8 protein-coding genes are annotated in these 13,060 nt (G+C 38.9%); all 8 read right to left on the reverse strand.

Annotation, left to right across the window (positions count from 1 at the left end):
• Positions 1-14: 14 nt before the first annotated feature.
• Positions 15-1,385: an alpha-amylase family glycosyl hydrolase gene (locus tag BGO84_RS12130; protein WP_291029482.1), complete on the reverse strand. Its 1,371-nt coding sequence runs from the start codon at positions 1,383-1,385 to the stop codon at positions 15-17.
• A gap of 35 nt (positions 1,386-1,420) precedes the next feature.
• A complete protein-coding gene (locus tag BGO84_RS12135; RefSeq protein ID WP_283686292.1) occupies positions 1,421-2,758 on the reverse strand; it encodes an SLC45 family MFS transporter in 1,338 nt (445 codons plus the stop codon).
• A 34-nt stretch (positions 2,759-2,792) separates the two neighbouring features.
• A complete protein-coding gene (locus BGO84_RS12140) occupies positions 2,793-3,818 on the reverse strand; it encodes a LacI family DNA-binding transcriptional regulator (RefSeq protein ID WP_135103833.1) in 1,026 nt (341 codons plus the stop codon).
• 36 nt (positions 3,819-3,854) lie between these two features.
• The gene (locus BGO84_RS12145; RefSeq protein ID WP_291029484.1) at positions 3,855-5,699 is read right to left on the reverse strand and encodes a glycoside hydrolase family 13 protein; all 1,845 of its coding nucleotides are present in this window, start codon (positions 5,697-5,699) and stop codon (positions 3,855-3,857) included.
• A gap of 22 nt (positions 5,700-5,721) precedes the next feature.
• Positions 5,722-8,388: a 4-alpha-glucanotransferase gene (locus tag BGO84_RS12150; RefSeq protein WP_291029486.1), complete on the reverse strand. Its 2,667-nt coding sequence runs from the start codon at positions 8,386-8,388 to the stop codon at positions 5,722-5,724.
• A 235-nt stretch (positions 8,389-8,623) separates the two neighbouring features.
• Entirely contained in the window at positions 8,624-10,168 is a 1,545-nt protein-coding gene (locus BGO84_RS12155) for a 4Fe-4S binding protein (protein ID WP_291029488.1), read from the reverse strand.
• Positions 10,169-10,189: 21 nt separating this feature from the next.
• Entirely contained in the window at positions 10,190-11,128 is a 939-nt protein-coding gene (locus BGO84_RS12160; protein WP_291029490.1) for a DUF362 domain-containing protein, read from the reverse strand.
• 29 nt (positions 11,129-11,157) lie between these two features.
• Positions 11,158-13,059 (reverse strand): TonB-dependent receptor, encoded by a 1,902-nt coding sequence (locus BGO84_RS12165; protein ID WP_291029492.1) that lies wholly within the window; start codon positions 13,057-13,059, stop codon positions 11,158-11,160.
• Position 13,060 lies beyond the last annotated feature (1 nt).

Genomic DNA, 13,060 nt, shown 5'->3' on the forward strand with positions numbered 1-13,060 from the left:
ATAAGTAATTCTGATTATTTTGGTCTTACAAATACTTTATACTCCCATGCTTTTAGAGACTGGGGTAATTCCGGAACATTCACTCCCGCAAAATAATCGGTATAGCTGCCACGTCCTATGGCGTCATTGCTAGTATAATTAATATCTTTGTTCGATAAGTTGAGCATTACAACAATCTCTTGTCCTGCTCTTTCTCTCGAATATATCAACAGCTCCTTATTTGCAGAAGTATTATATTTCTTGAATGTGCCACCCTGTCCGGCTTGTAGCGCAGGATGGGTATGTTTTAATTGGTTTAGCTTCTTATAGAACTGTGTTGTGCTATTTTCTGCCCATGAAGGAACCATATCTTTTTCGAAGAATGACAAGCGTTTCTTGAGTCCTACTTCCTGACCAGTATATATCATCGGCATGCCATTCAACGTGTAGGTAAGAACAGCAAACACTTCAACACCTTTTCCGTAGCGTTCAAACTCTGTTCCATTCCATGAATTTTCATCATGGTTTGTTAAGAAGAGCATTTTATAAGCGTCCGGGCACATTATAGTATCCAGCTTTTGAATATATGATGTAATATCTTCTGCACTCTTTGTACCTTTGTTTACATCAGCCATCATGTGCATCAACTCCCATGAGTAGTTTGCATCAAATGCGTGTTCCAATAAATCATAATTTTCGGATTCAGCAAGCATAAATACAGGCTTGATACTATCTAAAGTTTTACGTACATCGTTCCAGAAATCGGTAGGTATTTCATGAGCCATATCGCAGCGATATCCATCTATATTGAAATCCTTTATCCAGTATTTCAGGGCATCTGTCATTGCGGCTCTCATATCTTTATTGTCATAATTCAGTTCGTAGGTATCAGTCCAGTCATACGGGCTTTTGATATTACCAAGACTATCTTTCATATACCAATCGGGATGTTCTGTAGTCCAGGCATTATCGCAACCGGTATGATTTGCAACCCAGTCCAGTATTACTTTAAAGCCCATTTCATGCGCTTTATCTACCAGCTTTTTGAAATCCTCTTTTGTTCCAAATTCAGGGTTGATCTCTTTATAGTCTCTTACAGCATAGTAACTTCCGAGTGGACCTTTTCTATTCTTTTCCGAAATAGGATGTACAGGCATAAACCAAAGCACGTCTACACCCAGCTCTTTGAGTCGGGGAAGATGTTGTTCGAAAGCGGCAAAGGTTCCCTCTTTGGTATACTGTCTTACATTAACTTCATATATTACGGCGTTCCGAGTCCAATCCAAGTGTTTGACTGTACATTTCTCTTCTTGTTGTTCTTGAGAAGTTTCTGTTTGAGTTTTTGGTTTACATGCATAGCTGGTAAGAGCTATTAATGTGATTACAAATAATAATTTATTTTTCATAAATATTTATTCTTTCAGATAATTATATTTTCTAATTATTTAGCGGATTCGGGTTTAAGTTCTTTATGTGAGTCTTCGACAAAAGATACCGATATAGCAGCCAAAAGCATGGCTATCCCTGCAACCACCAACATCATTATAGAGCTGCCGCCAACCACATGCTTTAATATAAGTCCGCCTGTCAGCCCTGCTACGATCTGAGGTATGGTAATCGTTGCATTAAAGATTCCCATGTATAACCCCATTTTGCTAGCCGGTAACACGGCTGATAGTATAGCGTAAGGCATAGCCAGTATACTTGCCCAAGCAATACCGACACCTACCATAGAAACAAGCAATAGGTATTTGTCCTCAAATACATACATAGACATCAGCCCTAAAGCACCAAGCAGTAATGAAAAAGAATATACTTTTTTGCGACCGAGCTTATCAGCGATTTTAGCCATAAAAATAGCAAAGATTGCCGCAAAGATACCGTATACACCACTTAATACCCCATTCCAGTTTCCGGCTTCGTTATATGCCGCAGAGAGAGGGTCTGTTGTATGCCACACATTCTCTGCAATTCCGCCGATTGCATACACCCACATGATGAAGAGTGCAAACCATGAGAAAAACTGTACTATAGCCAGTTGTAACATCGTTTTTGGTGTGGCCTTGAGTACATCTATAAAAGATTTTTTTTGTTTTTCTTCTTCTGTTATATTATTATATTCTTCATACTCTTTCGGGGCATATTCTTTGACACGAATACTTGTCCATAACACTGTCAGTAAAAGTGCTGAACCTCCTATATAAAAAGACCAGATAACAGATGGTGCAACCTTTTCCCCCACACCGGGAATATTCTGAATACCTATCCAAGTAAGTATAAATGGTAGGAATGAACCAACTACAGCTCCAATGTTTGTAAGGAAGCTTTGAGTTGAATATCCTAGATTTCGTTGTTTGTCATTCACCATATCGCCAACCAAAGAGCGGAATGGCTGCATAGAAACATTAAACGCACAATCCATAAATAACAGCATGAATGCTCCAAAAAATACAGGAGGCATAATAGCTGCTACAAACTCGGAATTTGGCATAAAGAACATGGCAATGGCCGAAACTATAGCTCCTCCCAAAATAAATGGAATACGACGTCCTAGACGTGTCCATGTACGGTCACTCGACATCCCGATGATTGGTTGTACAATGAGCCCGGCAATAGGGGCAGCCAGCCAGAATAATGGAAGATGATGAGGGTCAGCACCTAAAGCTGATAAGATACGACTTGTTTGAGAACTTTGTAAAGAATATCCGATTTGTATTCCTAAGAATCCGAAACTGAGGTTCCAGATTTGCCAAAATGTTAGACTTGGTTTTTGTTTCATGGTTTGTCCGATTATCTAAATAAACTTATTGTTATTAGCCATCAGACAAATTTCGTGTTGTCTGCCTGACAATTAATGAAGTTTTTATTATTTTGTTTTTCCTTGAGGTATTCTCAGGGTTTTCTATTTTTTCTAAAATCAGTTTCATCGCTTCCATTCCGACCTCTATAGGGTGTTGATCCATAGTTGTTAACATTGGGTCGGTATCTTGAGATATATTAGAATTCGAAAATCCGCAGATAGAGATTTCTTCAGGAACCTTGAATCCTAACTTTTTACAAGCAAGCAATATTCCCGAAGCCGTATAATCATTCATCGCCATGAAGGCATCAGGATGATTGGGCTCTTGTAAGATTTCCATTGCTTTCTCATATCCAAGCTGTTTTGTGTCTGCGGTACGTATCAGTTGTTCATCAACAGGTATCTGATGTTTCCTCAGAGCATCCAAATAGCCGTTTTTCCTGTTTTTCGAAATCTCAAGATGTGAAGGAGCTGAAAAGAAGGCTATACGCTTACAGCCTGTTTTTATCATATAATCTACAGCAGTAAGTGTTCCATTATAGTCGTCCACTACTACTTTATCTGAATCGATTCCGGTACATATCCTATCGAAGAAGATGACGGGAATATCATTGTCTATCAGTTCCTGAAAATGATCGTATTTTGTTGTTGTCTTCGACTGAGAGATTAAAATCCCACATACTCGAGCCTTTATTAGTGTTTGCACATTTCTTGCCTCTTTTTTATAGTCTTCAAGCGATTGGCAAACAATTACATGGTAATCTTTTTCCTCAGCCACTGTTTCCATTCCGGAAAGGACACCCGAAAAAAAGTGATTAGCCAGTTCAGGTACAATAACTCCAATAATATTGTTGTGTTGAGTTCTGAGACTTAAAGCCAACGCATTTGGCTTATACTTATGCTTTTTTGCATAATCCTGTACTATTCTCCGTGTTTCAGGGCTAATGTCCGGATTATCTTTCAGCGCCCTCGATACTGTCGAGGGCGATATATTAAGATCCTTTGCAATATCTTTAATAGTAAGAGGCCCTTTTTTCATGCACTAGAATTTTGATGATACTTTCTATAAAAGTAATCAAAATTCTAATATAAAAACACTTCTTGGCCTAATTGTTAACGTCTCACCATCCAAGTTTATAATATTTTCAGTGATAATATCTTTAGCCTGACTTTTAGGCAGTATTTCTTTGTAAGTAGCCAGATTAATTGTCTTTTCACTATCCGAGCCACTTAATATAACAACTACCGATTTTCCATTATACTTACGCTCATAAACGTAAACGCCATTGGTTGGTGCAAAATGCTTTAGAGTCCCTTTTGCTATTATTTCATTCCCTTTGCGCCAGTTTAATATCTTCTTCATATAATCGAAGGCCTCGTTTTGTTGAGCCGTTCTTTCATTCGCCTTAAACATATTCACTGCATCACCTTGCCATCCACCGGGGAAGTCGCGACGAAGATATCCATCACCTTCACTTTTGTCTGCCGCCATTAATATTTCTGTACCGTAATATATTTCAGGTATGCCGCGAGTCGTTAGCAGAAAAGCAATAGCTTGTTTATATCTGTTTAGATTTGATGTTTGTTTTTCATTCTTGAAAAAGCGTGAGGTATCATGATTGTCAAGAAATATCAATAGGTCATGAGTGTTTTCATAAACAATATCTTGTCCTAAATATTCGTATATGCGAGATAGCCCCAAATCCCATGTTGTTTCTTCGTCAAAAGCTTTTTCCATCACAGACAATAGAGGGAAGTCCATCACACTGCGAAGGTTAGAGTTTCTTGGTGCAGCCAGTTTGCTGTCTTTTTGCCAGAAAGCAATGGCTACGTTGTTGTTTAACCAAGTTTCGCCTACAATATTGAAATCAGGATATTCTTCTGTAACTTCTTTACACCAACGAGACATCATATCGTAGTCGGCATAAGGGTGGGTATCTTGACGGATGCCATCAATACCACTATATTCTATCCACCAGATACTGTTTTGAATTAGATACTTTGCTACATGTTCGTTACGTTGATTGAAATCCGGCATAGATTCAACAAACCATCCGTCAATAGCTAGTTTTTTGTCTGCTGCTGAAGCATAAGGATCATGTTGCGTTGTAGTCTTATAAGATGTTTGAACGTATTTATCCGGATAATTAAACCAGTCTCTGGATGGCTTATCTGTAAATAGATAATGTTCGCTGCCACAGTGATTAAATATCATATCCATAACTACTTTCATACCCTTCGCATGAGTCTTGTCCACGAGATCAACAAATTCTTGGTTCGAACCAAAGCGACGGTCTACTTTGTAGTAGTCAGTTGCTGCATACCCATGATAAGAACCTTCCGGCATATCATTTTCCAGTACTGGATTGAACCAGATAGCTGTCACGCCTAAATCATTTATATAATCCAGATTATCGGCTACCCCTTTGAAGTCTCCGCCATGGCGGGCATATTGTTGATTTCTATCTACTTTGGTTTCACGCATTCCCGAAATCACATCATTTGTAGGATCTCCGTTCGCAAATCGATCCGGCATGATGAGATATAAAACATCACTTGAGTTAAATCCAACCCTTTCGGATGAACCCGCTTTACGTTGTTTAATCTCATAAGGAATAACTTTCTTGTCTTTACCTTGCTGTAAGATAATATCAAATTTCTCAGGTTGGGCATTCGAAAGATCCAAATATAAAATAAGATAGTTAGGATTTTCAAGCTTTACAGTTTCTTTTATTCTGGCCGTTTTGGAAGTAATACTTACATCACATTTAGATATATTATTTCCGTGAATCAGCACTTGCAGTTCGGGGTTTTTCATTCCCGCCCACCAGAAAGCCGGATCTACAGTCTTTATATCAATTGCTAGAATTGATTGACTTACAAAAACAAGAAGTAATAAAATTAAACAGTTTCTTTTCATCGGTATATTTATATATATAGGTTTATTCTCTTCCGGATGATTTTACCATGTTTTTTACATGTGCATTATATTCTTTGGCATCTAATAATTCCTCTAAACTGAGGTGCATGCGATATCTCCAATAATGTTGTGCAATCGCCGGAATGTTTATACGTTCTTCTTCCGGGTTCTCTCTTTTCAGCTTATCATCTATCGAGAGCCAGTCTTGAAGAGGGAGGATAGCAAGCATTGAAGGTGAATTTAAGTGATTGGTTACAATCTGCGAGCATAACTCAGAATTACAGTCTTCCGGAGCTGCTCCGTTTTTCCATAATATTTGATTGTAATACTTCTGCGTTGTTTCTCTGTTTTCGTTCCACCATGCTCTTATCGGAGCCATGTCATGAGTAGATGTAGTACAAACACTCATATATGGCAAGTTGCCCAGATAGTTGAAAGCCATATCTTTTACTTTAGGCATACGTTCTATCTCCAGACTCAGTATTTGCAACTCGTTCATTACAGACGGAACAGATTCAGGAACCATCCCAAGGTCTTCTCCACATACAAGCATGCGTGTAGAAGCTATCAGGCTGGGCAATTTGCTCATAGCTTGCTCTCTCCAGAATTGGGAGTGGCGACGATAGAAGAATTCGTCATAAAGTCTGTTGAACGCGAGTTTTGCATTATTGTCTAAATCGGCATACGAATGGGTGTACTGTGCAGTAATACGAGGATGATATTTCCAAGGTTCACGTTTATCTTTAATAAACAAGACCTCGTTACATAAACTGTACAGTCCGTTTCGTATAACATTGCTTTTATTATCGGTCTTATTTTCAAATAGAGCTTTAATCTTCACTTGAGTATTGCAAGAGTCTTTCAATTTGAAAGTTTGCCAAGCAATTGGAGTTAGATATCTATCAATAACATCTTGAGTATATTCTCCAAATACATCATGCAGGAAATGTTCGTGAATATAAGGACTGGTCATTCTATACTCGTCAAACCACATACCCCACGATTGTATTTCTTCCACAGTCATCGGTATCGCAGGGCTAAAATACCCTAAGAGACCTTGTACTGATGATAGAGGTATTTCCCATATACGGAAAAATCCTAATATATGGTCAATCCGATATGCGTCGAAATAATCGGCCATTTTGCGGAAGCGCTTTACCCACCATTGGTAGCCGTCTTTTGCCATTTCATCCCAATTGTATGTAGGGAATCCCCAGTTTTGACCGAAAAACGAGAAATCATCAGGTGGCGCACCCGTTTGTACATCCAGATTGAAAAGGTGAGGTTCTACCCATGCTTCAACGCTGTTGCGGCTTATACCGATAGGTATATCACCTTTTAATACAACTTCATGTTGATGAGCATACTCTTTTACTTCTTTTAATTGTATATGTAGCAGATATTGAGTAAAGCAAAGCATCTCTACGCTTTCTTTTGCTTCTTTATTTGATTTTATAAATGCAGTTAACTTCTTTTTATCAAAAGAGTTTTGGGTTTTCCATAAAGAGAAGTTTGCCGTTTTGTACACATCACGGAAGTACGAAAAACAAGCATAAGGGAACAGCCATTCTTCATTTTGCTTATAGAAAGTGAGATAGTCTTTACTTTTGAGGGTTGATGTTCCGATCTCTTTAAATAAATCTTTTATATATGACGACTTAAAGACTAAAACTTTATCATAGTCTATTTCTTTTAATGCATTTAGCTCTTTAGCCTCACTTTCGTATTTTTTGTATAATTTCTCATCCTTGAGCGGATAACTCTTTAAGCCTAAATAGATAGGGTGGAGAGCATAAATAGATATCGCATTATATGGGTATGAATCAATCCACGTGTGCGTGATTGTAGTATCGTTGATCGGTAATATTTGTATGATTTTCTGTCCCGTGAGGGTAGACCAATCAACCATTTTTTTGAGGTCGGAAAATTCACCGATACCAAAGCTATCGTTTGATCGTAGCGAGAATACAGGGATAGATACTCCGGCAGCTTTCCAACTCATCCATTCGTGGCGATAGTCAAGTGCCTCTACTCTTACTGTATCTTCCTTTTCCGCGATGGGTGAGAGTACTCTGTTTGAGCCCTTTTCCCAATGGATTATCTTGTTCTCTGAATTGTCGTATATAGCTAATTTATACTCCTGGGGAGTTTTTATAGGGGTTGCATTGATTGCCACTTGCCATTCTCCAAAATTAGCAGGATTAAGGTGTATCGCCTTTTCGATGTTCCATTCGCCTAAAGCTTTTGACGAACCGGAAAGAACCATCGTCTGATTTTTCTTTATATATGGGCAATTTACCTTGAGTAAAATAGTTTTTTTATAATATTTCAGTTTTGAAGCATTGTCATGATGGAAAAAGCTTTCCGAAAATCCTGAAGTATAAAGATATCTTTGAGATGGAACTCCACGCCATGAATCCAATACATCGAAAGTCTTACTTGAATCCAGTAATAACGTATGAGGATCTCCCCACTCTTGTGCAGTAACTATTTCATTTTCTTTTACAATATAGCGATATTCTATAGATGTATCATTTGTTTCGAAATCAACAATCCATTCACTTGAAGAGATACATGTCATTTTCAGAGCCTTCTTCTCGTCCCAGTTGCCTAACTCGGGGCAAGATCCGCAGACATAGATGTTTTGTCCCCAGACAGTATGATAGTCGATATGTAACTTTATTTTCATGTTGCAGTTTTTATGGTTATAGATTAATGGTCTTTTTATGCAAAAGAGTATATCTGCTAAACAAAACTACATATTAAAGCATCATACTATAGCTTTAGAGGATTCTTTTTTTATAAAAATGATTTGCAAACGATTGCATTAGAACATAAAAAGCACAGAATCAGTTCTGTGCTTTCAATGCTTCTGTTGATTATTATTGAGGTTGAAAATATTTTCCGATCTTTTCGAATTGGAATCAGAAACCAAAGCCATCAATGACAACATCTTCTTTCTTTTCTTCCTTAAAAGCTTTACGCTGTTTGTGCTCCTTGTTCCCTTCCACGTATATAGCTCTGTATGGGCGAACCGGACAAATATATTCACAGCCACCACATCCAACACAGATATCAGGGGTGATGAATGGGATAGTTAAACCTTCGTGACCTTCGTACGGAATCATCGTTACGGCTTGAGTAGGGCAATGCTCTGCACAGGCTCCGCAATTTGTCCCTTCGGTATGAACTACGCATATATCTTCGTGAAAAGTCACACGTCCAATTTGAGTCATATGTTTTTCTTCTATCGTAAGCGATTTTAGAGCATGACTTGGGCAAACATCAGAGCAAACAGTACAATTGTAATTGCAAAAACCCTTATCGTAGTTCATCATAGGTTGCATCATCCCCCCTAAACCATATTCCATAAAGGCCGGCTTGATAACTTTTGATGGGCATCGGCTGATGCAAAGATGGCATGCCGTACAATGTTCTAGTAAATGTTCTGCACTTACCGCACCCGGAGGGCAAATAGCATTCTTGCGGATGTACTTATGGTTACCGGTCAACTCTGCAGCTTTGTTTTGAGCATACCCAGCAGGAACAGCTATTGCTGTAGTGAGTCCGGCAAAAAGGAATTGTCTTTTATTTTTATCTGTTTTGTTATCCGCTTCCGCTCTTGTTGCACGTTTTTTCTTGAAAGATGGAGAAAACGCAAGTGCATTTTTTGAGCAACTACTTAAACAATTGAAACAATCTACACAACGAGTATAATCCACAGTGTGATTTTTGCTGTCGATGCACGAAGCTTTACATTTCGTAGCACATGAACCACAGCTGTTGCACAAGCTTTCGTCTATCCTGATTTTAAATAAGGAAAACTTGCTTAAGAAACCCAATACTGTGCCTACCGGACAGATGGTGTTACAATATGTTCTTCCATATCTCCAAGCAAAAAAGCCGATAGTAAAGAATGTAATCAATGCCACAACAAAAGAAAATAGGCTAAGCATGACTATTTCGACTTTATAGAAAGTATAATTGCCAAAGCTTGTAAAAATAGATTCTAAAACATTGTTGCCACCCATATAGACCGGGCGGAATGCATTCGAGATAATTCTTCCCCATGCACTGTAAGGATCTATTAATCCAAGTAGGATAGGGAATCCGGCGAAGAAGGCAATAATTGTCGCAGCGAGAACAGTCCAGCGAAGAATGTTTTTTGCTTTACTGTAATTGTAGCGTTTCTTTTTCTTTGAGAATAATCGTCGTTTTGATATCCAGCTCACAATATCTTGATATATTCCCATTGGGCATATAGACGAGCAGTAGATGCGCCCGAAAAGTAAGGTTAGGATAGCTAAAAAAAGAAGGATAAGCAAACTACCTCCCAGTATTGCGGGAACTAGTTGTATCTGGGCTAACCCGTGAAAACTTTCGGGGAGTAAGGCTGCAAAGTCTAGAAAATAGAATGTTATGAGAGTGAATATCACAATAGATATCCCTACTCGCAAGTACTTAAGCATTTGATGATAGTTATAGTTTAATTATATTTTTATTCTCTTGATGTTCAGTTTTTCAATATCCATTGTTCCCAGTTTCAGCTTTTGTCCGTTAGCCAAGTGACCTACATGGTCGAGTGGTATCTCTCGTACCTGACCAAAGAATTTAGTAGCGGCAGTATCTACTGCAACAATATCTTGTGAGACGAACAATCCCTTTGTCGTTACCACATCGGAGGCCGATCTTCCCTGAGGCCCGTTGGTTTTCACGATACGGTATGCGTCCACTACATTCAATACCGGTTTTTTAGAATATGTACACACGTCAGCAATACATTGTTGCAGTCCGCTTGCATGAAATATTCTTCTATCCCATACAATGCCCATATAGTTTTTCATCGAGATAGTGAGATTCGCTCCACCATGATGTTTCAGTACAGGCACGTTGATCCATGCATCACAGTCGAGAATGGCTTGATGTATCTTTGTGTTTTTCAGGGTAACACCGTTAGGCAACGACACACTTTTGTAGTATGACTCCTCATGAGCAGGTACAACCTTTGCGCCGGCAGCCTTTGCAGCAGCTTCTATGCCGCTATTCTTGTAGCATTTGAGCCAGTCGTCACAGGTGTGATCAAATACAGTAACTTCTTTAGCTCCGGCAGCAAAGCATTGTCTAACAATCTCGCTGACCAGTTTAGGGTTCGTATTTCCGGCAAGCTCGGGAGCTTTGTCCCATCCAATGTTGGGCTTAACTACAACTTTATATCCTTTCTTTATAAATTTACCCATACCTCCCAGTTCTGAGATGGCACGTTTAAACATAGCGTCAGGTTCTCCGCCCATTACGGCTACCATATCCACCGGCTTACCTGTTTGAGTGTTTTCAAGCGTTTGGGCCAGTACGTCCATACCTGCGCTTGTCTTTATTGTTGCTGCAGCACCGGTGATGGCTATTGCTCTTAGAAAATTTCGTCTGTCCATAGTTAATCTTTATTTAATAAAACCTTATTTTAAAATCTTAAATTGACACCACCAAACACTGTTGCTCTAGGCATGGGGTATCCTGCATTTATTTCATATTTCTGAGCCAGAAGGTTTTCTCCTCTTGCAAATATTTCCAGCATACTTATAGGCTTGTAAGCTGCTCTGATATTCCATAGAGTAAATGTTTCTTTCTTTGCTTCTGTATTTGTCACTTTGTTCTCAAGCACGGTATATAGCCCATCTATAAACTGAATACCTGTAGATAACATCCATTTGTTATACGAATAGTTTACCCCTGCATATAATTTATGTTCAGGAGATGCCAGAACTTTATATTTCATATGCAAGAAGCTGTAGTTTGCAGACAGATTTACATGCGGGGCTATTCTATATTGAGTTGCAAATTCCAGTCCATAGTTTTTTATCTTTCCTGTATTTACATTCAATGGCTTGTTGTTTACTATCACGGTTTGTATGCTGTTACTACCGTCTATATAATACAGACTTAGATCAAAATTTAATGCTCTGTTAAGTAGCTTTTGAGATGCTGATATTTCGTAATTCATCAATCGCTCGGCTTTTAAGTCGGGATTCTGAGGAGGGAACATGTACATTTCACGTATAGTAGGGTTACGAAAACCTTTACTTACGATTCCTTTTATTATTGTATTCTCCGTAGCTATATAACTCACTCCGGCTTGTGGAATGTATTCTGTACCGGTAATGGCATGATGATCTATTCTTATTCCCGCATTTAGTACTACTTTAGAAGCCACTGTTTGCTGGAAGTTTATATATCCTGCAACTTCATTTATGCTTTTCTTGGTTATGTCTACATCATCTCTGTTATCCAGAAATTTGTTCCACGCATGTCCTCCGAAATGTTGAAAATCGAATCCTGCGGTTGTTTGGTTTCCTTTAAAGAAGCTGTAATTCTGATATAAAGTAATGCCTACCATCTTATCATTTGACCTGAATCTATAATCTTTGGCTTCTTCTGTAGGCGGATACCCGTCATTGATCTTGTGCGAGCCGAAGTTGTAATAGAGTTTAAGAGCTCCTGATGTTTTCTCGTAGTTATTTTCAAGAGAAAAGGATGTTACTCCACGAGTAATATTGGCATCATTATCGATGACCGGACTATTCACCGTTCCGGGATTTGAGGCTTTGAAATTAGTCAAGTCAAGATCAATAAAAGTTTTCCAGTTTGGAGTGAAATCATAACCGACTTTTGCATATCCACTATATTGCTCAAAATCCATATTTTCTCGCTGTCCGTCCGAACGGTTGTAACTTAAAGATACGTAGCTGCTGAACTTACCCGAACGAATAGCATTGTTCGCCTCTGTACTGAGTGTGTTGTATGAGCCATACATGGCTCTAACGTTTGTCTTCACCCCATCTTGCAGTTGCTTCTTAGTTATAATGTTGATGACACCACCCATTGCATTCGATCCGTACAAAACGGACGCTGGTCCACGCACTACTTCTACTCGTTCTGCCATTAATGACTGATACGAATCGGCTAGGGGATGTCCCATCAATCCCATATATTGTGGGTGTCCGTCTATCAACATCAGCATTTGTGTGGTAGGGCTTCCGCCTATACCACGTATTGTCATACCTCCGGCAGATCCTGCTGCAACACCGTAGCCCATAATGCTTCGTGAAGTAACGAACAAGCCCGGGACTTCTTCTGTAATGATAGGTAATAATGATTGTTCAAACCGACTCTCGATTTGTTTACTTCCCACTATGCTTACACTCATCGGAAGATTGTTGATATTTACCGCAGGACGGGTTCCGGTGACAATAACATCTCCTAGTTGGATAGAATCCCGAGGCGCTGAAATTGGATTGTTATCTATGGCATAAGTAAGCTGAGCAAATAATAAAACAGAAGCAATGGCACTAATTGTTTTCTTCATT

This window comes from Dysgonomonas sp. 37-18 (genome assembly GCF_001899125.1).
Classification (GTDB): Bacteria; Bacteroidota; Bacteroidia; order Bacteroidales; family Dysgonomonadaceae; genus Dysgonomonas.

What these genes read in the sequence shown, in the direction of transcription:
- BGO84_RS12145 (WP_291029484.1), bottom strand. Translation starts at nt 5,699, where the DNA reads ATGAAAAGAAACTGTTTAATTTTATTACTTCTTGTTTTTGTAAGTCAA.
- BGO84_RS12155 (WP_291029488.1), bottom strand. Translation starts at nt 10,168, where the DNA reads ATGCTTAAGTACTTGCGAGTAGGGATATCTATTGTGATATTCACTCTC.
- BGO84_RS12165 (WP_291029492.1), bottom strand. Translation starts at nt 13,059, where the DNA reads ATGAAGAAAACAATTAGTGCCATTGCTTCTGTTTTATTATTTGCTCAG.
- BGO84_RS12160 (WP_291029490.1), bottom strand. Translation starts at nt 11,128, where the DNA reads ATGGACAGACGAAATTTTCTAAGAGCAATAGCCATCACCGGTGCTGCA.
- BGO84_RS12135 (WP_283686292.1), bottom strand. Translation starts at nt 2,758, where the DNA reads ATGAAACAAAAACCAAGTCTAACATTTTGGCAAATCTGGAACCTCAGT.
- BGO84_RS12140 (WP_135103833.1), bottom strand. Translation starts at nt 3,818, where the DNA reads ATGAAAAAAGGGCCTCTTACTATTAAAGATATTGCAAAGGATCTTAAT.
- BGO84_RS12150 (WP_291029486.1), bottom strand. Translation starts at nt 8,388, where the DNA reads ATGAAAATAAAGTTACATATCGACTATCATACTGTCTGGGGACAAAAC.
- BGO84_RS12130 (WP_291029482.1), bottom strand. Translation starts at nt 1,385, where the DNA reads ATGAAAAATAAATTATTATTTGTAATCACATTAATAGCTCTTACCAGC.